We start from the raw sequence: 23,163 nt of genomic DNA on the forward strand, positions 1-23,163 counted from the left end.
CAAATAAAAACTTCATTTATTTTCAAATAAAAACTTCATTTTTAAAAAAACATATAAAAATATTTGGTTTTTTTATGAAATAAATATAACCTGGCAGACTAGATGGCCGGGTATGCGGGACGGTGAATGAAATGGTTGATGAAAAACATGAGAAACTATTGCTGATTGATGGGTTTAATTTACTGAGCAGGTGTTATTTCGCTACGGCTTACGGAAAAGAACTTCATCAGCTTCAACGCAACTCTAAAGGGTTGTTTATAAACGGTCTGCGCGCTAAAATTCAAAAATTGCTGCAATTGGTGAGGATCCACACACCGACTCACTTAGCCATCGCTTGGGATGTAAAGAGAAACGAAACGCTGCGCAAACAGAAATATCAAGATTACAAGGGAACCAGGAATGAATTGCCGGAACCTTTGATTCAGCAATATGAAACAGCAGTTTCCCTATTTAATAGCTTAGGTATTCCTCAGTTTACGGTTCCAAAATATGAAGCCGACGATATCATTGGGACGTTTGTTCAAAAATGGAGAGATGAAAGAGAAGGGGAATGCATCATTTACAGTAACGACAGGGACTTGCTTCAGCTGCTATGCGGAAAAACATCTCAGCTTATCGCTGCAAAGAAGGGTGAAACCAAGTATACGCTGACTCATTTTCAATCAGACTATGGCATTGAACCGTCTCAATGGGTAGATGTAAAAGCACTGTTAGGGGATAAGAGCGATAATATTCCCGGTGTTGCCGGTGTAGGTGAAAAGGCAGCTCTGCCTCTCATTCAGCAGTATGGAAATGTTGAGGGCATCTATCATAAGGTAGATGAACTGGACGAGAAATACAAAAGGTATTTCAAAAAGCTTCAGCTTGGAAGAGAAATGGCGTTCCTTAGCAAGGATCTTTGCAAAATATATACCGATGTTCCCGATATTCTTGAGCTTGATTTTGATCAGATACAGATCAAAGTAGATAAATCAAAATTGTTGGATGAGCTTACTGAGCTTGAGATAAATGTAAGAGTGGGTTAAGAATTTACCCACTCTTTTGTTTTTCTTTTCTTTAAAATTTTAGCAAATGGAAATTCAGCAGCGATCATTCCGGCAAGGATAAGGATACATCCTGTGATCCCTTTCGCCCCAAGGGTTTCATTTGCCCAAACATAAGCTGTCAGAGCACCGAAAACGGGCTCGAGAGCAAAAATGAGAGCCACCCGGGCTGGAGTAGTGTAGCCTTGAAAATAGGTTTGTGCTAAAAACGCGAGAGCTGTAGCAAAAATAGCTGTGACGACCAGAGCTGTTATCACTTCCTTCTGGAGCATGATGTCCCACTTGAAAGCGGGTTTCCAGTTTTCAATGGAGAGCGATGTGATCAAACTCAGGAATGAGACGGTTGCCAGCTGAATGAGTGTTAGCCATAAAACAGGGGCACCGGAAGCGAATTTAGCAGTCATCACAATATGCATGCCAAATGAAAATGCACATAGCAGGACGAAAAAGTCGCCTTTATTCATAGCTAAGCCGCTTCCTCCTGTTAGAAGATACAGACCTGCTACTGCCATTATTACACTGATTGCAGAGGAGAGCGTCAGCCTTTGTTTTAATAAAAAGACGGCCATAAGGGGAACAACAACCACACTCAATCCCGTGATGAACGCAGTCTTCGACGATGTCGTGTAGATTAATCCGACAGTTTGAAATCCATATCCCAGGTATAGCCAGAAGCCGAGTGAGATCCCTTTATGCCAGATGCGTTTACGCTTGAGAAACTGCTTCTTGTCAGGTGCTGCAAAAACGATCCAGCCTCCCAATATTATGGCAGCCAAAAAAAACCGGATACTGTTAAATGCAAACGGAGGGAGGAAGGCAACCGCTTTTTGAACGATGACAAATGTTGTTCCCCACACCAATGCAACAAGAAGAAGACCGGAATCTGCTATTTTTCTTTTCATTGCACTTCATTGAGCTGGACAGCTTTTCGAGCAAGATCATTCGCCACCTTATTTTGTTTGCTCGGTATCCATTTCAGGAAGAACAGCTGCAGCTGATCAATCATTTGTATGGCTTCCTGCAATAAGGGATCATATCGTTTGTCTTTGGCAAACCGTTTTTCTACCGCTCTTTCCACCGCTTGAGAATCGGTCCTGAATGAAACCGGGTCATAGTTCTTTTCCACACAAATCGTTAAAGCAAGAAGCAGGCTGCGGAATTCCGCTTCATGATTGGATAAGCTTCCGAGCGGAATGCTGTGTTTTTCAACCGTTCCATTTCCTAGTTTAATAAAGATGCCTGCTCCGGATGGACCCGGATCTCCTGCGCTTGCTCCGTCAATATACACTTCGATCAATCCGATCCCCTCCTGTTTTTTTCTATTATAGCGAAATGGGATACAATAAGAAATGAGATATTACAAATTCAGGGAGGCCCTGCGATGAAGGTTACGTTGGAATGGGAATATAAGCCCTCAAGATCAAAGAATATGACACGGTTTGTTTCAGATCCCGTGACGGTGGCGCAAGCGGTTCAGCTTGCTGAAGACATTGAAAGAACAGGCCGTCTTGGAAATCTTACGTTTCTTGATGAAACTGGTGTTTATTGGTCTAAAAAAGAACTTCAAAAAATGGTGGCTGTTATTGAGACAGAACCCTCTGATATTACAGCGTTTTTTGATGGCGGGTTTCAAAAAGATGAGCGTTTATCCGGGCAGGGAACAGCAGTTTATTACAAACAATCGAATAAAAATTACCGGGTACGCTCCAATGCCTCTTACCATATGATTGAATCGAATAATGAATCGGAATATGCGGCGCTTTGGCTGCTTATAAATGAACTGGAACGTCTGGGTGTACAGCGGACACCGGTAACGATTAAAGGGGATTCAATGGTGGTTATTCAGCAAATGAGCGGGGAATGGCCTTGTTACGAAGAAAATCTGCAAAAATGGATGGACAAAATTGAAGAAAAACTGAAAATACTCGGAATCAAACCATCCTATGAGCTAATCTCCCGGAAAGAAAATAAAGAGGCAGATTCCCTTGCGACACAGGCACTTCATAAGAACATGATCCATGGTAAAAAAGAAATCATTGATTAATGGTATTTTTGACTGATACAATTTACATGAATCTTCAAAGAATAGGATGGGATGCAATTGTCTCAGTTTTCAATCGAGGAATACTTCCAGTACCTGGCTTCAAAGGGGATTAAATTAAAAGAAAGTGATACTGCATTTATTGAATTCGGTAAGCACTTTACTGGAATGAGTGATTATATGGTCAGCGTCGCCATTGAAATTACGTTAAAAATCCAAAGAGAGTTCGACGGAAGCTACTATATTGCTCTTTTAGAGGAATTTAAGCAGAATGAAATTAAAACAAAACGAAGAGCGTATACATATGTGAATGATCTTGAAGAAGAGATTAACGTTTCTTATTCATAAAAAAAAGCCGGATATCCGGCTTTTATTGTTTTAATGCTTCATTGATCTGCTGTTCGCAGCGTTCTAATGTTTCACGGGCATTCTCCAAAAACATGCCATCCATTCCTGTCTGGTTGTTCATCATGGCATCGTAATGCTGTTTAGCAGTATTCAGCGCTTCTTTGGCTGCATGAAGCTGGCCGGGATCCATACTCATCGTAGCATGGCCGATGATTCGTTGTGCACTCTGAATGGACATGTCTACCTGTTTAAGATCGTTATACGGTTCTGACATATAATTCACCTACCTGTTTTACTTTTAGTATGTCTTTTGGAACAAACTTTTATAATGAGAAAGGAAAAATTCAATGAAAAGAAAAATTATTGAAGCAGCCGAGAGGTACGTTCAAGAAACTTTGCGCGGGGAAGGCAGCGGCCATGATTGGTGGCATATATACAGGGTGAATAAACTAGCTCTTACCATTGCAGAAAAAGAAGGTGCGGATCCCTTTGTCTGCAGCTTGGCAGCCCTCCTCCATGATATTGCTGATGAAAAATTTAATGCATCTGAAGAAGCAGGACTTCAAAAGGTATCCTTATGTCTAACCGAGCATGAGGTAACAAACCCCGAAAAGCAACATGTTCTTGAGATTATTTCAACCATGTCATTTAAAGGCGGGAATTCAACAGGGATGAAGACAATTGAGGGAATGGCAGTCCAGGATGCCGATCGTTTGGATGCCCTTGGTGCGATCGGCATCGCAAGAACTTTTGCGTATTCCGGATTTGCCGGACAAATGATCTATGACCCGGATATTCCTGTACGGAACACAATGACAAAAAGTGAATACCGAAATGGAGTGTCAACTGCTATCAACCATTTTTATGAAAAACTGCTGACATTGAAAGACCGAATGAATACAGAGCATGGAAAAAAACTTGCAGAGAGCAGACATCAACAGATGGTATCGTATCTGGATGTGTTTTTTTCTGAGTGGGAAGGCATCCGATAATAGACCCTATAAACAAAGGAGGCTCATTCTAAAAGAATGGAGCCTCCTTTGTTAAAGCTTATTCGGCAGGGCGCGGACCTGGATCGAGCCCATCTTTTGACACGGTCATCGCAGGACGGATTTCAGCATCTTGCTCAACCCTTACCTGACAGGATAAACGAATTCCCTCGCCTAACCCTTTTGTTTCAATGATATTCCGTTCAAATTCGTTCATCTCACCTAGGTCACCGGAGACAACCTCTACCCGGCAGGTTGTACACTTTGCTTTCCCGCCGCAGCGGTGAAGAATATCCACTCCATTGTCTTCAAGTCCGATTACAAGTTTTTTTCCATTTTCAATTTCATAATCACCAAAACCCTGTACAGTGATTTTTGCCATGAATCTCAATTCCTCCTTTTAGAATTGCAAGATTAAATCCTTTCTATTATACGATAAACTAATCTCGTTAAAAACAAAATTCAGGATAAACTAAATCGATAGGACGACAAGAATGTTTACATTTTATAAATGATTTTAGGTAAAATGATTATATGTACGTATTTTACAGGGGGTACTTTACACATGACAAAGGAAGTCAAGCATAAGTCCGACATTGAAATCGCACAAGAAGCAAACATGCTTCGAATTGAAGAGATCGCCGCTCAATTGAATATACAAGAAGAAGACTGGGAACCTTATGGGCGCTATAAGGCAAAACTTTCATTGGGTTTGTTCGACAAACTTAAAACGAAGCAGGAAGGTAAGGTTGTACTCGTAACATCCATCAATCCAACTCCTGCAGGTGAGGGTAAATCAACGGTAACGGTCGGCCTTGGACAGGCTCTTAACCGAATCGGAGAAAAAGCCATTATTGCTCTAAGAGAACCTTCGCTTGGCCCTAGTATGGGACTTAAAGGCGGTGCAGCTGGAGGGGGATACTCCCAAGTTATTCCGATGGAAGATATCAATCTTCACTTTACTGGCGACATTCATGCGATTACAACTGCCAATAACGCTTTGGCAGCAGTCATCGATAATCACATCCATCGCGGGAATGAACTGAACATTGATCCTCGGAAAATTGTGTGGAAGCGTGTTCTCGATATGAATGACAGAGCACTTCGGAAAATTGTCATCGGTCTTGGCGGACCCGTGCAGGGTGTGCCGCGTGAGGATGGTTTTGATATTACAGTAGCTTCTGAAGTCATGGCCATCTTTTGTCTTGCGAAAGATCTGGATGATTTGAAGAAGAAACTTTCTAGAATGGTCGTTGGCTATACCTATGAAAATAAACCCGTTACCGTTGCCGATTTAAAAGTAGAAGGTGCACTGACCCTGCTTTTAAAAGATGCGATCAGACCTAATCTCGTTCAAACGCTTGAAAATACTCCAGCTATTATTCATGGAGGCCCGTTCGCCAATATTGCCCACGGATGCAACAGCATCATCGCGACAAAGTTAGCCAGCAAACTTGGAGATTATGTTGTAACAGAAGCAGGGTTCGGTGCTGATCTCGGGGCGGAGAAGTTTTTAAACATAAAAGCCCGCTATGCTGATCTGAAACCCAGTGCAGTCGTAATCGTCGCTACAGCACGTGCATTGAAGATGCATGGAGGACAGAATAAAAATCAATTGTCAACGGAAGATCTTCAAGCATTGGCTGCTGGAATGGCCAATCTTGAAAAACATATTGAAACGATCCAGGCATTTGGGGTGCCTTTTGTGGTAGCTGTCAACCGTTTTGTGTCCGATCATGATTCTGAAATTCAGTATATCTTGAAGTGGTGCAGCGAGAAGAATATACCTGTTGAACTATCCGATGTTTGGCTGAAAGGCGGAGAAGGCGGTGAAGATCTGGCAAGAAAAGTACTCGATATTATCGAGAATGGAATCAATGAGTATCAGCCGTTGTATACACTGGATCAGCCACTTGAAGAAAAAATCATAACGATTGCCGAGAAAGTGTATGGTGCAAGCGGGGTTCAGTTTTCACCAAAAGCGCTGACACAGCTTCAAGAGTTTGAACTGCAAGGCTGGTCAACCCTTCCTGTCTGTATGGCCAAAACCCAGTATTCACTTTCTGATGATCCGAAAAGACTGGGACGACCTGAGGAATTTGTGATCACTATTCGTGAATTAAAAGCATCAATTGGAGCAGGCTTCATTGTGGCACTGACCGGAGATGTGATGACGATGCCGGGATTGCCGAAAGCACCTGCAGCATTGAATATGGATGTTACAGAAGACGGGAAAGCAGTGGGATTGTTTTAAAAGAGAAGCAGGTTTGGTATACTTAGCGGAGGGGAGGGTGCACATTATGAAACCATTGCAAATTTCAGCAGAAACAGCCCTCATGCTGTCCAAGAAGCTGAATGTTCCGCTTGAACAGATCATGCATATGCCTCAGCATATTTTAATAAAGAAACTCATGGAAATTTCTGAGGAAGAAGAGACAAAAAAGGAAGAATAAAAGACGGAAACCTACTTTACGGATTAAAAGTAGGTTTCTATTTTTCAATGTTAAAGTCCATACTATTATAAAAAGAACAAAGGAATTGAGATGCGATGGAAAATAAGTTAAGAGCCGGAGAGGTATTTACATTAAAAGTTGAACGGTTGAGCGATTTCGGCTATTTTTTAAGCCTTGGAACTGAAGAAGTTATGCTGCATAAAAGAGAAGCTTCTAAAGAGCTAAAAGAAGGAGAAACGGTCGAAGTATTTTTATACCAGGATCATGAAGGGAGATTGGCAGCAACCATGACCCAGCCAAAAGTCCGTCTGGATACACTGGCATGGCTCAAGGTCGTTGGCTCTACGAAACGATTGGGTGTATTCCTGGACATTGGCATACATAAGGATGTATTGCTGTCAAACGATGATCTGCCCGGCCCTTTAGAGCAGTGGCCTGGAATTGGAGACCAATTGTACTGCGGTCTTCGTCTGGATAAGAAGGGAAGGCTGTTTGCGGACCTTGCGAGTGAACAGGAAATCGTTGAACAGGCAGAAGCAGCGAATGAAAGCCATTTTAATCAAATGGTTACTGGACATGTGTACAAGCTTAATGATTCAGGAGCATTAATCTTTACAGAGAACAGTCTGATCGGCTTTATCCATCAAGATGAAATGAGCCACCAGCTCCGCCTCGGCGAACGGGTAGAATGCCGCGTCACATTCATAAGGGATGATGGAAGAGTAAATCTTTCGATGAAGCCGAGGAAAGAACAAGCATATAGTGAGGATGCCGAAAAAATCTACACCTATCTAAAAGCAAATAAAGGCCAGATGCCTTATACTGATAAATCCAGTCCGGATGAGATTAAAAATGAATTTGATATAAGCAAGGCGGCATTTAAACGGGCTCTGGGCAAATTGATCAAAGAAAATAAAATCAAGCAGGAGAACGGAAAAACGTACCTTAAGATTTAGCTTTGTTCAATCGATGCTTGCTTATACCCTTCTGCTTTTCTGTAGGTGGTTCAATCACACATCCACCAAAAATTAACAATATGGACTAACAGAGCTTTTTAATATAAAGCATGCAGAAGATAAACGGTCTGCCTATGAAAACAACAATAAAAACAGATACAGTGATGGCCTCATCGCTGTTTTAGCGGCCATATACTTCTTATGGGTCATAAAGCAGGAACCGCCGATATAAAAACCTTCCTCTTCGCCATCGCGCTTCTTGTTTCAGGAATCATTTTTGGAAGAAAGAAAAAGGACAGCTTTAGCTGTCCTTTTTCAATGGTTTTATTTTAAGCATTATCTCGGAGACCAATTCCGGTATTGACCTTGACTACGATTTCATCAAACTTGCCATCATCAAACTTTTTGGAGGAAAGAAGGGTACCAGCAATAGCACCGAGGAATCCGAGTGGAATTGAAACAATACCCGGATTTGCTAATGGAAAGACAGGTTCACCGACCAAAATTGCCACACCCGCTTCTGGAGACCAAACGCTTGGGCTTAGAGCTACTAAAATAAGTGAGCTTAAGAGCCCAACCAGCATTCCAGAAACGGCTCCGGCTGTATTAAAGCGCTTCCAAAAAACGGTGAATAATAGAATGGGAAGGTTCGCGCTGGCAGCTACAGCAAAAGCAAGTGAAACGAGAAAAGCTACGTTTAATTTTTGTGCAAACAACGCGAGGATAATGGACAAGATGGCTACCCCAATGGATGACCAACGAGCAGCTTTCATCTGTTCTTTTTCAGTGGCTTCACCTTTCCGTAAGATTTGACTGTAAAAATCATGGGCGAACGCTGAAGCAGCTGAAAGGACTAGACCAGCAACTACTGCCAGAATGGTAGCGAAAGCAACTGCAGATACAAAAGCAAACAAGAAATCTCCCCCAAGCGCTTTTGCAAGCAGTGGGGCAGCCATATTTCCGGCGGAATTTGCTTTTATGATAGAATCAGTTCCAACGAAAGCAGCAGCTCCAAAACCAAGAAAGATTGTCATAATATAAAAGATACCAATCATCCATGTCGCATAAACAACTGACTTTCTTGCAGTTGGTGCATCCTTTACAGTAAAAAAGCGAATAAGTATGTGGGGTAGTCCTGCCGTTCCCAGAACGAGTGCCAGATTCAGAGAGATAGTGTCCAGAGGATCTTTGTATTTGTTTCCTGGATGAAGAAAACTCTCACCTAATGGGGTGGCTGTTTTTATATGTTCAAACATACCCGTGATGCTGTAGCCGAATTTTGCAAATACCATCAGAGAGATTATGAAAGTACCTGCCATCAGCAGTCCCGCTTTTACAATCTGAACCCAGCTTGTCGCCATCATTCCTCCAAACACCACATAGACTGTCATAAGCACACCAACAATTAGAACAGAAGTTGTATACTCTATGTCGAGTAATAAGGTAATCAGTGCCCCCGCACCGACCAATTGAGCAATCATGTAAAAGATTGAAATAGTGATGGTGTTTAACGCAGCCACACCCCGGACTTTTTTATCATCAAACCTAGCCGCAATCATATCAGCCATTGTATATTTCCCCAGATTTCGCAAAGGCTCAGCGACGAGATAGAGGACAACAAGGTAAGCCACAAGAAAGCCGATGGAATAAAAAAAGCCATCAAAACCCGAAAGTGCAATAGACCCGGCAATGCCGAGGAAAGATGCTGCTGACATGTAGTCCCCTGCGATCGCAAAGCCATTCTGCCAGCCTGTCAGTCCACTGCTGGCTGTATAGAAATCATTGGCTGTATTTGTGCGTTTCGCAGCAAAATAAGTAATCACCAGAGTAATTGCCACAATTGCTATAAATAGCATAAATGCAGTATTCATTTTCTGTCAGCCTCCTTTAAAGACTGACGTATAATCTCATCTGCTTGTTTGTCAAAAGCAACCGCTCGTTTAGAATAAAGGCTGCATAAAACCCATGTCATAATAAATTGTGAAAAAGCAAAAACCCAGGCCCAGCTAATGTCACCGAAGGCAGAAGTATTAAGAATTGTAGAGTATGAGGTCATGATGGGGAGAGTAAAATAAAAAACAAAGAAGAAAATGCACATCGGAAGAAGAAATTTCTTTTTTTCTTGAAGTAATTGTTTAAAGGACGCAGAAGAAGCAATCTTGGAATAATTTATATTTTTGTCTTCAGATTTTTTCTCTGCTAACACTCGATCCCCTCCTGAGCCTGAACGGGTGAATCTTTTAACATCATGCAACACTCCTTTTTGTTTTTTCTGAAAATTAAATCATTTTCATTATATAAAAATTATGGCTTATTATCTAGCTTTTTAAAAGATATAGTTGATGTTAACTTAAGGTTATAGTATTTTTAGGATATTTACCTTACATATACATAGGAAGAAGGAAAGAAGGATGGTGAGAAGCATTGAGCTTGATTTTAATTAAACTTGGCATTTCGGCATTTCTTGGATTAGTTATCGGTCTCGAGCGAGAGCTTAAGCGAAAACCTGTCGGGTTAAAGACCTGTTTGGTGATTTCAATCAGCAGCTGCTTATTAACGATCGTTTCCATCGAGTCAGCGAAGAGCTTCTCTGAATTAACCGGGCGAACGATGATGGACCCAATGCGTCTGGCTGCGCAGGTCGTAAGCGGGATCGGTTTTCTTGGAGCAGGGGTGATTTTACGGAGAAGCAATGATGTAATTTCCGGACTGACTACAGCTGCAATGATTTGGGGAGCATCCGGACTGGGAATAGCATCAGGTGCAGGTTTCTATTTAGAGGCAGCAGCAGGAGCTCTTATGATCCTAATCAGTGTTGAGTTAATTCCAATGATCATGAAATGGATGGGCCCAAAAACGCTGAGAGAAAAAGAAGCCCGTGTTCGCATTATTGTGCCGGATGGATGGAACATGACTGAGATGGTAAAAGAAATCAAACAAAAACAATTAAAGATCCTGAATGTTCGAGTGAAGGATCTGGACAATGGCACAAGTAAAATGGAGCTTACCTTGAGCATTTATGAAAAAAGATATACAACTGACATTTATTATGATATTAAAGAGATAAAAGGAGTTCAAAACGTAGAAATTGAAACGTTGAGCTAACTTCATAAAAGGAGCCCTGTGAATGAAGGCATTAGTGATTGTAGATTATACCTATGATTTTGTAGCAGACGATGGAAAGCTGACTTGCGGAGTTCCAGGTCAATCCATAGAAAAAAGGATTACAACAATAACAAAACATTTTATTGAACAAAAGGATTTTGTTGTTTTTGCTGTTGATCTCCACGAAGAAGAAGATTCTTATCATCCAGAGAGCAGCCTGTTTCCATCTCACAACATCAGAGGAACGAAAGGCCGGGAGCAATATGGAAAACTTGGTGAACTTGCTGATTCTCTAACTGCACAGGAAAAAATCAACATTTACTGGATGGATAAAACACGATACAGTGCGTTTGCGGGTACCAATCTGGATCTTAAACTTAGAGAACGAAACATTACAGAGCTGCATCTCGTTGGAGTATGTTCTGACATCTGTGTTCTTCATACGGCTATTGATGCTTACAATAAGGGCTATAATATTGTGATTCACGAGGATGCTGTGCAAAGTTTTAATTCGGAAGGGCACCAATGGGCACTTGGGCATTTTACAAACGTTTTGGGCGCAAAGGTAATTAAGGACAGCCAATTTACTTCAATATTTTGATTCATTTGGAAGGCGGGCGGCCAGCTCCGCCTTTTTAATTTTACAGGCCACAAGATTATAGGGAAGGAATGATCACATGCCAAAAACAGCATTGATTGCGGGAGCAACCGGTTTGGTAGGAAAAGAACTTCTCGGGCTGCTCGTCAGCAGTGGTGACTATGATCAGGTCATCGTGTTAACAAGAAATGAAACAGGCGTTCACGATAAAAAACTTATCGAAATGCAGATTAATTTTGACGAACTGCCATCCTATCAGCGATTTTTTAGTGCAAATGATATCTTTTGCTGTTTAGGGACGACGATAAAAAAGGCCAAAACGAAAGAAGCCTTTCGAAAAGTTGACTTTGAGTATCCCGTGATGATGTCTCAGTTTGCCGCGGAACAAGGTGCTGCGCGCTTTCTCGTAATCTCTGCCATAGGTGCCAAGCCAGATTCCAGGTTTTTTTACAGCAGTGTAAAAGGAGAAATGGAACAAGCCGTAAGGAAAGCAGTTATTCCTTCTGTTGGAATCTTCCGCCCCTCGCTTTTAACAGGGAACCGGGAGGAGTGGAGGACGGGAGAAAAAGCAGGAGAATGGCTCGCCAACTCCTTATCTTTTCTGTTCAAAGGGAAACTTCGAAAGTATCTGCCTGTTTCAGGGAGTTTGGTTGCGCGTTCCATGTACGAGTTTGCTCAAGGGAATATAAAAGGTAATACTGTAATTGAATCAGAAGTGATGGCAAAGTAAAAGGTAAAAGATAAATGAGTTTATTCCGTCAACGGAATCAGCTATAATTAGTGTACAGATCTATTTGGAGGGATAAAATGAACGCTTACGAAGAATACATGAGACAGATGGCTCAGCCGATGAGAAATGAGCTTACAAATGCAGGGTTTAGTGAACTGACAACACCAGAAGAAGTTGATCGTTTTATGGAGAATACAGAAGGAACTTCTCTCGTTTTTATTAATTCAGTATGCGGATGTGCTGCTGGATTGGCCAGGCCTTCTGCGATCTACTCTTTAAATCATGCAGCAAAACCGGATAACATTGTTACAGTTTTTGCAGGCCAGGATAAAGAAGCAACGGCAAGGATGAGAGATTATTTTGAAGGTTACCCTCCTTCTTCACCTTCCATGGCACTTTTAAAGGGAAAAGAAGTAGTGCATTTTATCCATCGTCACGATATTGAGAACCACAGCGCAGAAGAAATTGTAGAGAATCTTGTAACCGCCTATGAGAAAAATAATAAATAATTAAAAGAACTCATTTTGAGTTCTTTTTTTGTGCGAAAAAATCAATCTCACAACTAATTTTGAGAAAATATTCAGAAAACAATTGCCATTTTTATTTTCATGTCATATAGTATATCTAATGATGTTAGAAAATATGACATGAGAAGGGTGGAGAGATAACATGAAAGAAAGTACGGTATTGATGTTCATTGATTCTTTATGGGTAATGTTTGCTGCGATTTTAGTAATTGGAATGCAAGCTGGATTCGCACTTTTAGAAGCAGGATCCACCCGAATGAAAAATTCGGGTCATGTTGCAGGAAAACAAATATTAAGTTTTGCTATTGCAACAATTGCCTTTTGGGCAGCTGGCTTTGGCATTACCTTTGGGGAAGGGAACAGCTTTTTAGGAACGACGGGCTGGCTCTTGCACGGTGACAGCAAAACGTTTGATTCCTTGTCCTGGGCCAATGTTCCGCTTTCTCTTAAATTTTTATTTCAGCTCGCATTTGTAGGTGTTTCATTGGCAATCGCATGGGGAGGATTTGCTGAGCGGGCAAAACTATCCGTCTATTTTATCTTCGGAACAGTGTTTACTGTTTTGATTTATCCGATCATCGGCCATTGGGTTTGGGGAGGAGGATGGCTTGGGAAAATGGGCATGCAGGATTTTGCTGGATCAACTGTCATCCATCTTCAAGGTGCGATCGCTGCACTTGTAGCTACATTGCTTTTAGGTCCTCGAATTGGAAAATTCAATAAAGATCGCACACCAAATCTCATCCCTGGCCATAACCAGGTCTACACTGTTCTTGGAGGCATCATCCTGTGGATTGGATGGTTTGGATTCAACGCGGGAAGCACAATGGGGACAGCGGATGGATTCTTCGGTTATATCGCTTTAACAACCAACCTTGCCGCAGCAGCTGGCGCAATCGGCGCTATTCTGACTTCAAAGCTATTAACAGGAAAAGCGGATATTCCAGCAATGGTGAACGGAGTGCTCGCAGCATTAGTTGCCATTACGGCTGCTTGCGCTTTTGTGGAAGCATGGGCAGCGATCGTGATCGGTGTTTTCGCGGGAGCATTTACATTCTGGACTTCTATATATTTTGAGAGAAAAGGTATTGATGACCCGATCTATGCTTTTTCGGTTCATGGTATCGCTGGAATCATCGGAACGATCTCAACCGGATTTTTCGCATCGCCGCGCCTAGTAGAGCAAACTGGTGTCGGAAAGGCAGGTCTTTTTTATGGCGGCGGAGTTCATCAGCTTTTCGTTCAGACAGTAGGAGTAATTGGTGCGGCTGGATATGTAGCTATCGTTTCTTTTATTCTATTATTTGCTTTGAAGAAACTTTTCGGATTAAGGGTTACACCTGAGCAGGAAATTTCAGGCCTTGATATCAGTGAACATGGTTCCTATGGATACCCTGAACATTTAGATCCGGCAATTACTCAGAAAGCCAACTGATTCTTATGCTTAATTTTTTTGATGAATCGAAATACCAAGACACGGTGACAGTTCATGAGATGAAAGAACGAGTGAAGAAAGCTGCTGCACTGGAGGAACTTAGGAAGATTCATGCGGAGATCATTCCGTTTATTCAAGGGCTGGAAGCTTCCGGTCTCTCTATTAATAACAGATACAATTCACTGAACGATATTCACGATGTTTTAACCCGTAAGGCTGTTTCGTTTGCTTACGATACAACAAGAGAGACTATAGGAACAGCACCTGGAGAAAGATATTGCTTCTTCAGTATGGGGTCGAGTGCACGACACGAACAAACGATATGGACAGATCAGGATAATGGGCTAATCTATCAGACTGGTCATGAAGATAAAAGAGTGGTTGAGGCTTTTGCTGAAGAATTTTCCCGTACGGCTGTCCATTATTTAGCTGAAGTAGGCTATCCCTTATGCCAGGGAAACGTGATGGCGTCCAACCTCCGATGGAGGAATAGTGATGAGGAGTGGAAAGATCAGCTATCCTCCTATTTAAATAAAGGATCAGAAGATGATTTGAAATACATGATGATCATGCTGGATACAAAGCCTGTTTATGGCCTCCCTGCACTTCTGTATCGCTTAAGGGAATGGTTTGTCCAGGAAATACGCCAGCGGCCGTTTATCCTCAAAAAAATGGCAGAACTCGTTACTGCACACGAAATACCGATTAACATGTTCGGAATGATCTTTACAGAACGCTGGGGGAAATATGCAGGGCGCTTCGACTTGAAACAAGGAGTATTCGCTCCGTTTACCACTAACATTAAATTGTTGTCGTTGTTGTATGGAGAAGGCGCCCAGTCTACAAGAGAACGAATCTTCGGTCTGAACGAGAAAGGCTGTTTTTCCTCTTTACAGATGGATGAATGCGTTGCGGCTTATGATTTTCTATTGGAACTGCGGTTAGCTCACTCGATTGATCTGAAGGAAATGGATGATAGACTTGATTATCATTTATGGTTGACTACTTTGGATTCTAAAGCGGCTCAGCAGCTTAAACGCACAATGAAACTGACCAAACTGATACAAAAACAGATCAAAAAGAGAGGAACAAGTTTTGAACAATCAGCCGGGATCTGAAAGAAATCTAAAGTATATTATGCATAGATTATTCAATCTTGGATTGAATCGGGAAGAAGTCCCTCCTGGAAATCCTGGTTCCTTTCAGCATGAAGCCTGGATAAGAAAGATCCTGAAAGAGAAAGCTTCCAAACGAGCCGATTTAAAAACAAAGCTGGATGACGTTCTATTTATTATTCTGGATACTGAAACAACAGGCTTCAGGCCGGAACATGGGGATCAAATATTCTCAATAGCCGCCGCAAAGATGAAGAATTCGACGGTTATTGAACAATACCACCAATTCATTAATCCTTCAGTCAAAATTCCTGACGAGATCAGAAGTTTAACCGGAATCATTGAAGACGATGTGAAAAACGCTCCAACCCTGGATGAGAAAGCGGAAGAAATCTTTCGCTTTCTCTCGGGCGGAGTGATAATCGGTTATCATATTTCACATGATGTAGCTTTTATTAACCATTACTTGTGGAAACGATACCGTTCTTCATTAAAACAGCCATCACTTGAATTGGCATTGATTACAGAAAAACTTGTAGGTTCGTCTGCTTTTCCAACGTTGGACAGTGCATCTTCTTACTTTGACATTGATTGCTGCAACAGACATAGTGCTCAAGGAGATGTTTTGATCATGGTTGATCTTTGGAGAAGCCTATTGGACCTTTGCAGAGAAAAAGGGATCGAGACACTTGAAGATCTTTACGTTTATATCAAATAAATCAAAAAGAAAGCGGAGAAAATTTTCCCCGCTTTCTTTTTTTAAAATTCTTATTTACTGCGTCTGCTACTGCTGCTGCTTTCGCAACATTCGTCTCCAGAAAAGCCGGACCAACAAGAACAGCCAATAATGATCAATAAAATAAACAGCACAATAATCAATGTATAGCCGTGCCTTCCTCCGCCGAATCCATAACCTGTTCCGTAGTCGTATCCAGTTCCATACCCATACCCGCATCCATATCCGTAGTCGTAACCGTGATGTCCGAGATGATAGTGATGTCCGAGGTGATGGTGATCATAGATCGCCTTGCCGGGTGCAACCGGCAGGTTGACCGGAGCGTTTACCGGTGCATTCATAGGAATATTTAAAGGGGTGTTTACGGGTTTATTAACAGGTGCCATGGGTACATTTATTTTTTTATTTTCCATTATTGTCCCTCCGTCGTTAAATAATATTAGGTATATATCTCCATACAGCCTATGTACGTTCGCCCTGCTCGGTAACGGACAAATGCGGATTTTTTGAAAATAAAAAAAGCATTCCGGATGGAACGCTCATTATAGCCATTTAATTTTCGGTTCGGTTTTTGCGATAATTCTGCCGATATTCGCTCGATGCCGATAGAGCAAAAAGAGCAAGAATGCAGACATAACGGTTATTAATAAAATATCGTGGACAACGATTCCATATAATACTGCGGCCATGCAGGCAACCAGTGAAGATAAAGAAACATATTTCGTAAGGTAGAGTACCATAAAGAAGACGGCGATAAGAAGCAAGAACATTAACGGTGCATAGAATAACAAGATTCCTGCAGAAGTGGCCACTGCTTTTCCGCCTTTGAATCTTGCGAAAAGAGGGTAGCAATGTCCAATAACAGCGGGTATTCCAGCTAGCAGGACATGCAAATCTGTATTCAGCAGCAACGGAAGGGAGGCTGCAAGTGTCCCTTTAAGAATGTCTGAAATCGTTACAATGAAACCCGCTTTTTTTCCAAGGATACGGAAGGTGTTGGTACCTCCCAAATTTCCGCTGCCATGCTCGCGGATATCAATTCCATACTTCCATTTGCCTACGATGAGCGCAAAAGGAACGGAACCAATGATATAAGATAAGACCAAAATTAAAAGTATCAAATGATTCACCTTCTGCCTGTCTTTTCTTCTTATTATATATGCAATCGCTTCCAGGTAACAGATGTTTTTTAGATTGAAATGTGTAGTGTCTGTTCTGGCTGAAGCTGGAACGGGAAAAGCTGAACCTAAAAAAACCATGCCTCAATGAGCATGGTTCTTCGCTATATTTTTCCTTCGAAAGGGCAGCCACCAGTTCCATCTGCCCATCAGTCTCATTAATGAGGGAACGAGGATCATTCTGACGAGTGTGGCATCAATAAGGATGGCGAGTGCGATGGCGATACCAATTTGTTTTACAGGCATAACATCAGTAAACACGAACGATCCCGTAATGACAATCATGATGGCTGCCGCGGATGTAATGATTTTGGAGGTTGACGTTAAACCTTCCAATGTCGCCTTATCATTATCACCGGTTTCCTGATAGACTTCCTGAATCCTGGAAATCAGGAAAACCTCATAATCCATACTGAGACCAAACACAATACCAAACGTAAAGACTGGGATCATCAAACCTATACTGACAGGATCCATTAAATAACCACTCTGAAAAATCCACACGAGAATTCCGAATGTCGCAGAAAGGCTAATAACATTCATTAAAATGGCTTTTAAAGGGATAAATAGCGATCGAAAGGCGATGAGAAGAACAACAAAAGTCGATAAAAGGACAATGGATAGACCGTCTGGTGTTTTATTAATGATTTCATCAAAAATCTCCTGATTAAACTTTGTGGGTCCGCCGAGGGTCAGCTCTAATCCATTCTCTTTTCCCTCCCATTTTTTCACCCATTTTTTTGCATTTTCTGAAGTGACACCAATTGAAAGATAAGCTCTGATCACTGTCTTATCGTTTTTTACATAGCGATCTAAAACAGGCTTCAGTTTTTCACTGCCTTGTTTAGTTTTGCTGGCTGCAAGAATTTCAGCCGGTGTCAGGCTTCTTGTGTAGGAAAACAGGGAGTCAACATGTTCTACTGCTTTTTCCTTTTCAAGCCGCTTAACGAGCTTTTCGGTGTTCAATAATTGGCGGACGGTCAATACCTTTCCGCCGCCATCAGCAACAATGGTAACAGGATATAATTCTTTCTTGCCAAACGTGTCTTCAAATCGCTCAAACATAATTCTTGATTCATAATGAGGCGGAAGAGACTCGGCTTCAGGGATAGAAAGCTTTAAATCATGGACAGGGATTAGGGCCAAGATTAAGATCGCTACTGAAAATATAAGCATGATTGCAGGTCTCTTCATCACGAATGAAGCAAATTTTCTCCATCCTGAACGGCCGTTTTTTCGCCTCAGCAGCATAAAAGAATCAATTCGTTTACCGAGTACTGCCAAAACAGCAGGAAGAAATGTGAGTGCGTTAATAACAGAAATAATGACGACGACCATTCCGCCGAGTGCAACGGATCTGAAGATATCAATCTGAATCAGCAGCATCCCTGAAAGACCCAGAAACACACAAAATCCTGAAAAAGCAATGGATCTTCCTGCAGTAAGTACCGAGATGACAACTGCGTCCTCTATACTCTGACGTTCAAGTTCTTCTCTAAACCGATTAACGAGCAGGAGTGCGAAATCAATACCTAGGGCGAGCCCGATCATTGGCACTACATTAAGGATGAATATGGTTAAGCTGAACTCCTGGCCAATCAGAAAAAGAATCCCCATAGCGCAGACCACACTGCCCAAGCCGATGATTATGGGCAACCCGGCTGCGATTAATCCCCCGAACGCCAGCAGCAATATGATCAGTGCCGCAGGAAGGCCGATCGCTTCCGCTCGGGCGAGATCCTTCTGGCTGGCGGTATTCATATCTTCTGCAATCACTGGTCCGCCTGTAATGCCAATCTGCATATCCTTTGTACTTTTCGTCTTTTTCCGAATCTGCTTGATAGAATCCTTTAATTCATCAAAGCTTTTATCAAAATTCACGGTAGCGTATGCTGTTTTCCCTTTAATCATTTTTGGTGACCCATAGGGGGACGTTACACTTACTGCGTGATCAACAGACTGCAATTTTCTCAGAGCCTCATCTACCGTCTTCTTGTATACTGGATCATCAGGTGAGAGATTACTTGATTTAAACAGAATCATTACAGACGATTTTGGCTGGTTAAAGTCATTCTGCATTATATTTTCAACTTTCTTGAATGACCCTTCCATCTCAAAGCCGCTGCCGCTTAATGAATCCGGAAGTTTAATGGCCAGCATGCTGAATGCTGCTGTCGCTAAAACCCAAAATACGATAATGAGCTTGCGGTATTTAAAAGCCCCTTTTCCAATCATTTGAAAGATGCCCTTGTCTCTCATTTTCTTCCTCCTATTAAGTGATACAACGATGGCTGAATATTGCCCTTTGCCGGTAAATGTGATATAGATGAAAAGATTAAATAAACAAGGTAACAGGTGACGTGGATATGATTGTGACTACAGCAGGAAAATTTGATGATAAACTGATAGAAAAGGCAGAAAAAATAAACCGAATGGTACATGGCAGGCTGGTTTCCAGAAAAAATCAATCCATATCTTCCTTACATACCCAATTTAATGACCATATATTAATGGTTGGCAAAGAAAAATTAACACTTCATCCACTGGGACAATCAGAACCGCTTTTTTTTCATCCGAATTCCTCCATGTTTAGAGTGAAACAAATACTCCGCGGTGAAACGGATCCCTTACTTTCAGCAGCAAGGCTTGAAAAGGGAATGACCATGTTGGACTGTACAGCTGGACTGGCTTCTGACGCCATTGTTTGCAGTCTGGCTGTCGGAAACAGCGGTAAGGTGGTTGGCGTAGAAAAAAACCGCTATATCGCTTTTTTGGTAGAAAGCGGACTTGTCACGTGGGAAAGCGGTATTAACGAGATGGATGATGCGATGCGACGAATCGCCATTTTGAACGAAGACCACTTTTCCTATTTGAAAACCCTTCCTAATGATTCGTTCGATGTGGTTTATTTTGATCCGATGTTTGAGGAATCCATTGACTCACCGGGGCTCAAAGGCTTAAAGGGTATGGCTGCCTATGTACCTATAACAGAAGAAACGATAAATGAGGCCAAACGTGTGGCAAGGCAAAGGGTCGTTTTAAAGGACCATTTTAAGAGTACCAGGTTTTCGCAGTTTGGATTTACGGTTATTAAAAGGCCATCTTCTAAATTTCATTATGCGGTTATCGAATTAACTAATTAAGGAGTTTCAAATGATAACAGGATTGCTTCTACTGCTTTTAGCAGGGGCTGGGATTGCGGGTTTCATTAAAAAACATATTTTCAGAATAAAAGACCCTGACCTCGAAGATTACATGGATCAATTAAAAGCTCAGACTTGGTATCAGGAATTAGCTGACGATCCCCGGTCCTGTGGATTGATTGCTTCATTTGAGCAGAACGCCCCTCTTAAAGATGTTTATTATGTTCAGCAGCTTCTGAGAAATGATGGATCCAAAGAAGGATTCATCCGCTATATTCGTGAAAAAACCCAGTAAACAGCTCTTCTGCTTACTGGGCCTTTTTGTATCTTTTGCACTTATCTTATTAACGGGACAGAACTTCTGTATTCATTGCCCATTCATTAATAACAAAATCCCTTGCACCTGAGGATACATAAGGATCCTGCTTTGCTAGAGCAGCAGCTTCCTCAAGATCTTTCGCTTTATAAATAACAAGGCCCCCAGTGCCGTCAGTAAATCTTCCATATGTAAAGATATTCCCCTGACCAACAAGACCTTCAAGATATTTCAAATGATCCTCTCGGTAAACGCGGCTCTTTTCTTCATCCAGTATCGGTAGACGTACAGCATAATAGTTCATGTTTGACCTCCTAAAATTCTTAATCTCTTTTATTATGTAAGGAATTCCTCAAAAAGAAAAGTCATTCACACTTCAAAATATCAAGAAAGATTTTTCGTTTCCTCAATATGATTAATTTATATCGCTAATTTTTAGGACATTGGGGGAGATGTATGGGTAAACATGTCACGTATCCGACCTGGAATTCACTGTACAAAAAATTTGAGAAGAGAGAAGCAGTTGGAGTGGAACCGACCGCAGGCAATTGGCCGACCTATTTCCTAAGAAGAAACAGAAGGGGAGAGTTTACGGATTTTAATGGAGAAGTTATTGAATGGGAGATCAAAGACCCATCGGAAGTTGATTTTACAGGTAAAGAGTTAACAATCGTTAGATCAACATTAAATAAACTGACTGCCAAGCAAAAAAAAATAGCGAAATATTATGCAGGGATGCCGACATCCAACTGGTCATTGGTGGCAGGAAAACTGATCAGCGCTTATCAGCTTTCACCTCCTCTTGCAGCACGGATGCTGTCTGCTTTGCAGCTGGGTATTTCTGATACGTTGTGTGTCGTCTGGCATTACAAATATCTCTGGGATGTTGCAAGGCCAATACAGCTTGATCCTTCTCTGAAAACCGTCATATGTACTCCGCGCTTCCCTTCATATGTCTCTGGGCATGCAGCAGTAGCCGGATGCGCAAACACTATTCTTTCTCATTTTTTTCCTCACGAAGCAGAAAAATTGCATGATATAGCTGAAGAAGATGCGGCATCCCGATTATTTTCAGGAATCCATTTTCATGCCGATAATGAAGAGGGGCTTAAACTGGGTACTCAAATTGGTGAATATGTGGTCTCCGCCTTGAACTATCAAAAAATCACGGTTGAAGTTCAGAAGAGCAACAAGCATGCGAATCTATCCACTCATTATGCCAGTCCGCTGGACGATTGCCAGCACTGTGAATCCATTTTGGATCGCCATATTAAATAAACTCCCGATGCCGGGAGTTTATTATTTAATTGTCAGATAACTATGTTACTATAGATAAAAAGAAATTTGGAGGTGAAGGCTGGCCATGATTGATTTAAGAAGCGATACGGTAACGAAACCCACCGAAGAGATGCGCAGGGCCATGTATGAAGCAGAAGTGGGGGATGATGTATACAGTGAAGACCCTTCCATTAATGCGTTAGAAGAAGCGGCTGCAGAAATCCTTGGAAAAGAGAATGCGCTTTTTGTTACGAGCGGGACCCAGGGGAATCAAGTAGCAATTCTGACCCATTCTGTTTCAGGCAGTGAGGTTATCATGGAAGCAGATTCTCACATTTTTATGTATGAAGCGGCGGCTGCTTCCGCCTTTGCGGGGATTCAGCCACGTCCGCTAAAGGGGATAAGGGGATCGATACAGCCTGAGGACTTATTACAGGCAATCAGAAGCGAGGATATTCATCATCCTGAGACTAGCCTTGTTTGTCTGGAGAATACACACAATCGAGCTGGAGGGGCAGTTATTTCAGCAGAAGACATGGCAGCAATCTATAAAATATGCAGGACCAATAAGATTCCTGTACATCTTGATGGAGCCAGGCTTTTTAATGCAGCCGCCGCAAGCAATTTATCCGTAAAGACACTTTCATCACATTGTGATACTGTACAAATCTGTTTATCGAAGGGATTGGGTGCTCCGGCAGGTTCTATCCTGGCTGGCTCTGCTTCATTTATTCATAAAGCAAAAAAATGGAGAAAACGGCTTGGAGGCGGACTGCGGCAAGGGGGAGTCCTTGCGGCTCCGGGAATGATCGCTCTAAAGAAGATGGCTCACCGTCTTCATGATGATCACATAAAGGCGGCAAAGCTTGCACAAAGCCTGGCGGAACAGCCAGCACTTTTTGTGGAGAACAGGGTCGATACGAACATAGTACTCGTTAATATTGGACAAACTGGCTTTTCTACCAGCCGTTTTTTACAGTTATTGAAAGAAGAAGGAGTCCTTGCTGTGGCTTTCGGACCACAAACCATACGTTTTACAACACATTATGAAATATCCATCAAAGATATCGAACAGGCTATCGAAAAGATATCGAAAATCGTATCAGCAAAAGTTATCCTTCACTAACGGTCAAAACAAAAAAACCAATCCCGATTTAACAAAGGGATTGGTT

At 41.9% G+C, this 23,163-nt stretch carries 28 protein-coding genes; 18 read left to right on the forward strand and 10 right to left on the reverse strand.

Going from position 1 to position 23,163, the window contains the following annotated elements:
- The first annotated feature begins 131 nt into the window (after positions 1-131).
- Entirely contained in the window at positions 132-1,025 is an 894-nt protein-coding gene (locus LCY76_RS11175; RefSeq protein WP_248252691.1) for a 5'-3' exonuclease, read from the forward strand.
- On the opposite strand, the gene LCY76_RS11180 is transcribed toward LCY76_RS11175, so the two are convergent.
- Both LCY76_RS11180 and LCY76_RS11185 read right to left on the reverse strand, forming a co-directional pair.
- Positions 1,022-1,945: a DMT family transporter gene (locus LCY76_RS11180; RefSeq protein ID WP_248252692.1), complete on the reverse strand. Its 924-nt coding sequence runs from the start codon at positions 1,943-1,945 to the stop codon at positions 1,022-1,024. The genes LCY76_RS11175 and LCY76_RS11180 overlap by 4 nt on opposite strands.
- On the reverse strand, positions 1,942-2,340 hold the full coding sequence (locus LCY76_RS11185) for a reverse transcriptase-like protein (protein WP_248252693.1): 399 nt from the start codon (positions 2,338-2,340) through the stop codon (positions 1,942-1,944). The genes LCY76_RS11180 and LCY76_RS11185 overlap by 4 nt, the downstream gene beginning before the upstream one ends.
- An 84-nt stretch (positions 2,341-2,424) precedes the next feature.
- Here LCY76_RS11185 and LCY76_RS11190 point away from each other — a divergent pair, with 84 nt between their 5' ends.
- Together LCY76_RS11190 and LCY76_RS11195 are read left to right on the forward strand one after the other, a co-directional pair.
- On the forward strand, positions 2,425-3,087 hold the full coding sequence (locus LCY76_RS11190) for a reverse transcriptase-like protein (protein WP_248252694.1): 663 nt from the start codon (positions 2,425-2,427) through the stop codon (positions 3,085-3,087).
- 57 nt (positions 3,088-3,144) lie between these two features.
- Positions 3,145-3,432: a DUF6123 family protein gene (locus tag LCY76_RS11195; RefSeq protein ID WP_248252695.1), complete on the forward strand. Its 288-nt coding sequence runs from the start codon at positions 3,145-3,147 to the stop codon at positions 3,430-3,432.
- 22 nt (positions 3,433-3,454) lie between these two features.
- Here the strand turns inward: LCY76_RS11195 and LCY76_RS11200 are convergent, their stop codons facing one another.
- A complete protein-coding gene (locus tag LCY76_RS11200; protein WP_248252696.1) occupies positions 3,455-3,706 on the reverse strand; it encodes a DUF2564 family protein in 252 nt (83 codons plus the stop codon).
- 73 nt (positions 3,707-3,779) lie between these two features.
- Between LCY76_RS11200 and LCY76_RS11205 the strand changes: the two genes are divergently transcribed.
- Positions 3,780-4,424, forward strand: a complete 645-nt coding sequence (locus LCY76_RS11205) for an HD domain-containing protein (RefSeq protein WP_248252697.1) — start codon at positions 3,780-3,782, stop codon at positions 4,422-4,424.
- A gap of 58 nt (positions 4,425-4,482) precedes the next feature.
- Here the strand turns inward: LCY76_RS11205 and LCY76_RS11210 are convergent, their stop codons facing one another.
- Positions 4,483-4,803, reverse strand: coding sequence for a 2Fe-2S iron-sulfur cluster-binding protein (locus LCY76_RS11210; protein WP_062232057.1), 321 nt, complete (start codon positions 4,801-4,803; stop codon positions 4,483-4,485).
- A 183-nt stretch (positions 4,804-4,986) separates the two neighbouring features.
- Here LCY76_RS11210 and LCY76_RS11215 point away from each other — a divergent pair, with 183 nt between their 5' ends.
- The 3 genes from LCY76_RS11215 (at position 4,987) to LCY76_RS11225 (ending at position 7,830) form a co-directional block, all read left to right on the forward strand.
- Positions 4,987-6,675 carry a formate--tetrahydrofolate ligase gene (locus LCY76_RS11215; RefSeq protein ID WP_248252698.1) on the forward strand — a complete coding sequence of 563 codons (1,689 nt, stop codon included), beginning with the start codon at positions 4,987-4,989 and terminating at the stop codon, positions 6,673-6,675.
- 46 nt (positions 6,676-6,721) lie between these two features.
- Complete coding sequence (locus LCY76_RS11220; RefSeq protein ID WP_082315907.1) at positions 6,722-6,874, forward strand: YycC family protein; 153 nt, start codon at positions 6,722-6,724, stop codon at positions 6,872-6,874.
- A gap of 95 nt (positions 6,875-6,969) precedes the next feature.
- Positions 6,970-7,830, forward strand: a complete 861-nt coding sequence (locus tag LCY76_RS11225) for a CvfB family protein (RefSeq protein ID WP_248252699.1) — start codon at positions 6,970-6,972, stop codon at positions 7,828-7,830.
- A 329-nt stretch (positions 7,831-8,159) separates the two neighbouring features.
- Here the strand turns inward: LCY76_RS11225 and LCY76_RS11230 are convergent, their stop codons facing one another.
- On the reverse strand, positions 8,160-9,701 hold the full coding sequence (locus LCY76_RS11230) for a solute symporter family protein (protein ID WP_248252700.1): 1,542 nt from the start codon (positions 9,699-9,701) through the stop codon (positions 8,160-8,162).
- Entirely contained in the window at positions 9,698-10,036 is a 339-nt protein-coding gene (locus LCY76_RS11235) for a DUF485 domain-containing protein (protein WP_248252701.1), read from the reverse strand. Before LCY76_RS11235 ends, LCY76_RS11230 begins: the two co-directional genes overlap by 4 nt.
- 218 nt (positions 10,037-10,254) lie before the next feature.
- Between LCY76_RS11235 and LCY76_RS11240 the strand changes: the two genes are divergently transcribed.
- From LCY76_RS11240 to LCY76_RS11270, 7 genes are all read left to right on the forward strand, one after another.
- On the forward strand, positions 10,255-10,935 hold the full coding sequence (locus tag LCY76_RS11240) for an MgtC/SapB family protein (RefSeq protein WP_062232066.1): 681 nt from the start codon (positions 10,255-10,257) through the stop codon (positions 10,933-10,935).
- A gap of 22 nt (positions 10,936-10,957) precedes the next feature.
- Positions 10,958-11,536 (forward strand): cysteine hydrolase family protein, encoded by a 579-nt coding sequence (locus tag LCY76_RS11245; protein ID WP_248252702.1) that lies wholly within the window; start codon positions 10,958-10,960, stop codon positions 11,534-11,536.
- Between the two features lie 76 nt (positions 11,537-11,612).
- Positions 11,613-12,263 carry an NAD-dependent epimerase/dehydratase family protein gene (locus LCY76_RS11250; protein ID WP_248252703.1) on the forward strand — a complete coding sequence of 217 codons (651 nt, stop codon included), beginning with the start codon at positions 11,613-11,615 and terminating at the stop codon, positions 12,261-12,263.
- 77 nt (positions 12,264-12,340) lie between these two features.
- Positions 12,341-12,772: a BrxA/BrxB family bacilliredoxin gene (locus tag LCY76_RS11255; protein ID WP_248252704.1), complete on the forward strand. Its 432-nt coding sequence runs from the start codon at positions 12,341-12,343 to the stop codon at positions 12,770-12,772.
- Between the two features lie 160 nt (positions 12,773-12,932).
- Positions 12,933-14,225, forward strand: a complete 1,293-nt coding sequence (locus LCY76_RS11260) for an ammonium transporter (RefSeq protein ID WP_248252705.1) — start codon at positions 12,933-12,935, stop codon at positions 14,223-14,225.
- Between the two features lie 5 nt (positions 14,226-14,230).
- A complete protein-coding gene (locus LCY76_RS11265) occupies positions 14,231-15,343 on the forward strand; it encodes a DUF294 nucleotidyltransferase-like domain-containing protein (RefSeq protein WP_248252706.1) in 1,113 nt (370 codons plus the stop codon).
- On the forward strand, positions 15,321-16,058 hold the full coding sequence (locus LCY76_RS11270) for an exonuclease domain-containing protein (protein ID WP_248252707.1): 738 nt from the start codon (positions 15,321-15,323) through the stop codon (positions 16,056-16,058). Before LCY76_RS11265 ends, LCY76_RS11270 begins: the two co-directional genes overlap by 23 nt.
- Positions 16,059-16,108: 50 nt before the next feature.
- Here LCY76_RS11270 and yjcZ read toward each other — a convergent pair whose 3' ends face one another.
- The 3 genes from yjcZ to LCY76_RS11285 form a co-directional block, all read right to left on the reverse strand.
- Positions 16,109-16,363, reverse strand: a complete 255-nt coding sequence (yjcZ, locus tag LCY76_RS11275; RefSeq protein ID WP_248254654.1) for a sporulation protein YjcZ — start codon at positions 16,361-16,363, stop codon at positions 16,109-16,111.
- 255 nt (positions 16,364-16,618) lie between these two features.
- Positions 16,619-17,197, reverse strand: coding sequence for a glycerol-3-phosphate 1-O-acyltransferase PlsY (gene plsY, locus LCY76_RS11280; protein ID WP_053358265.1), 579 nt, complete (start codon positions 17,195-17,197; stop codon positions 16,619-16,621).
- A gap of 141 nt (positions 17,198-17,338) precedes the next feature.
- The gene (locus tag LCY76_RS11285) at positions 17,339-19,513 is read right to left on the reverse strand and encodes an MMPL family transporter (RefSeq protein ID WP_248252708.1); all 2,175 of its coding nucleotides are present in this window, start codon (positions 19,511-19,513) and stop codon (positions 17,339-17,341) included.
- A 107-nt stretch (positions 19,514-19,620) separates the two neighbouring features.
- On the opposite strand from LCY76_RS11285, the gene LCY76_RS11290 reads away from it, so the two are divergent.
- Both LCY76_RS11290 and LCY76_RS11295 read left to right on the forward strand, forming a co-directional pair.
- Positions 19,621-20,397, forward strand: coding sequence for a class I SAM-dependent methyltransferase (locus LCY76_RS11290; protein ID WP_248252709.1), 777 nt, complete (start codon positions 19,621-19,623; stop codon positions 20,395-20,397).
- Positions 20,398-20,407: 10 nt separating this feature from the next.
- A complete protein-coding gene (locus tag LCY76_RS11295; protein ID WP_248252710.1) occupies positions 20,408-20,692 on the forward strand; it encodes a hypothetical protein in 285 nt (94 codons plus the stop codon).
- 49 nt (positions 20,693-20,741) lie between these two features.
- Here LCY76_RS11295 and LCY76_RS11300 read toward each other — a convergent pair whose 3' ends face one another.
- Entirely contained in the window at positions 20,742-21,017 is a 276-nt protein-coding gene (locus LCY76_RS11300; RefSeq protein WP_248252711.1) for a YciI family protein, read from the reverse strand.
- A gap of 152 nt (positions 21,018-21,169) precedes the next feature.
- Between LCY76_RS11300 and LCY76_RS11305 the strand changes: the two genes are divergently transcribed.
- Together LCY76_RS11305 and ltaE are read left to right on the forward strand one after the other, a co-directional pair.
- Complete coding sequence (locus LCY76_RS11305; RefSeq protein WP_248252712.1) at positions 21,170-21,991, forward strand: vanadium-dependent haloperoxidase; 822 nt, start codon at positions 21,170-21,172, stop codon at positions 21,989-21,991.
- Positions 21,992-22,076: 85 nt separating this feature from the next.
- Positions 22,077-23,117, forward strand: coding sequence for a low-specificity L-threonine aldolase (gene ltaE / locus LCY76_RS11310; protein ID WP_248252713.1), 1,041 nt, complete (start codon positions 22,077-22,079; stop codon positions 23,115-23,117).
- Positions 23,118-23,163: the final 46 nt, after the last annotated feature.

It is taken from the genome of Fictibacillus marinisediminis (genome assembly GCF_023149135.1).
Lineage (GTDB): Bacteria > Bacillota > Bacilli > Bacillales > Fictibacillaceae > Fictibacillus_C > Fictibacillus_C marinisediminis.

Excerpts from the sequence above, each read along its gene's own strand:
- LCY76_RS11200 (WP_248252696.1), bottom strand. The coding sequence starts at position 3,706 with ATGTCAGAACCGTATAACGATCTTAAACAGGTAGACATGTCCATTCAG.
- LCY76_RS11210 (WP_062232057.1), bottom strand. The coding sequence starts at position 4,803 with ATGGCAAAAATCACTGTACAGGGTTTTGGTGATTATGAAATTGAAAAT.
- LCY76_RS11175 (WP_248252691.1), top strand. The coding sequence starts at position 132 with ATGGTTGATGAAAAACATGAGAAACTATTGCTGATTGATGGGTTTAAT.
- LCY76_RS11305 (WP_248252712.1), top strand. The coding sequence starts at position 21,170 with ATGGGTAAACATGTCACGTATCCGACCTGGAATTCACTGTACAAAAAA.
- LCY76_RS11205 (WP_248252697.1), top strand. The coding sequence starts at position 3,780 with ATGAAAAGAAAAATTATTGAAGCAGCCGAGAGGTACGTTCAAGAAACT.
- LCY76_RS11190 (WP_248252694.1), top strand. The coding sequence starts at position 2,425 with ATGAAGGTTACGTTGGAATGGGAATATAAGCCCTCAAGATCAAAGAAT.
- LCY76_RS11255 (WP_248252704.1), top strand. The coding sequence starts at position 12,341 with ATGAACGCTTACGAAGAATACATGAGACAGATGGCTCAGCCGATGAGA.
- LCY76_RS11285 (WP_248252708.1), bottom strand. The coding sequence starts at position 19,513 with ATGAGAGACAAGGGCATCTTTCAAATGATTGGAAAAGGGGCTTTTAAA.
- LCY76_RS11230 (WP_248252700.1), bottom strand. The coding sequence starts at position 9,701 with ATGAATACTGCATTTATGCTATTTATAGCAATTGTGGCAATTACTCTG.
- LCY76_RS11260 (WP_248252705.1), top strand. The coding sequence starts at position 12,933 with ATGAAAGAAAGTACGGTATTGATGTTCATTGATTCTTTATGGGTAATG.
- LCY76_RS11300 (WP_248252711.1), bottom strand. The coding sequence starts at position 21,017 with ATGAACTATTATGCTGTACGTCTACCGATACTGGATGAAGAAAAGAGC.
- LCY76_RS11290 (WP_248252709.1), top strand. The coding sequence starts at position 19,621 with ATGATTGTGACTACAGCAGGAAAATTTGATGATAAACTGATAGAAAAG.
- LCY76_RS11250 (WP_248252703.1), top strand. The coding sequence starts at position 11,613 with ATGCCAAAAACAGCATTGATTGCGGGAGCAACCGGTTTGGTAGGAAAA.
- LCY76_RS11245 (WP_248252702.1), top strand. The coding sequence starts at position 10,958 with ATGAAGGCATTAGTGATTGTAGATTATACCTATGATTTTGTAGCAGAC.
- LCY76_RS11220 (WP_082315907.1), top strand. The coding sequence starts at position 6,722 with ATGAAACCATTGCAAATTTCAGCAGAAACAGCCCTCATGCTGTCCAAG.
- ltaE (WP_248252713.1), top strand. The coding sequence starts at position 22,077 with ATGATTGATTTAAGAAGCGATACGGTAACGAAACCCACCGAAGAGATG.
- LCY76_RS11225 (WP_248252699.1), top strand. The coding sequence starts at position 6,970 with ATGGAAAATAAGTTAAGAGCCGGAGAGGTATTTACATTAAAAGTTGAA.
- LCY76_RS11265 (WP_248252706.1), top strand. The coding sequence starts at position 14,231 with ATGCTTAATTTTTTTGATGAATCGAAATACCAAGACACGGTGACAGTT.
- LCY76_RS11180 (WP_248252692.1), bottom strand. The coding sequence starts at position 1,945 with ATGAAAAGAAAAATAGCAGATTCCGGTCTTCTTCTTGTTGCATTGGTG.
- LCY76_RS11295 (WP_248252710.1), top strand. The coding sequence starts at position 20,408 with ATGATAACAGGATTGCTTCTACTGCTTTTAGCAGGGGCTGGGATTGCG.
- LCY76_RS11215 (WP_248252698.1), top strand. The coding sequence starts at position 4,987 with ATGACAAAGGAAGTCAAGCATAAGTCCGACATTGAAATCGCACAAGAA.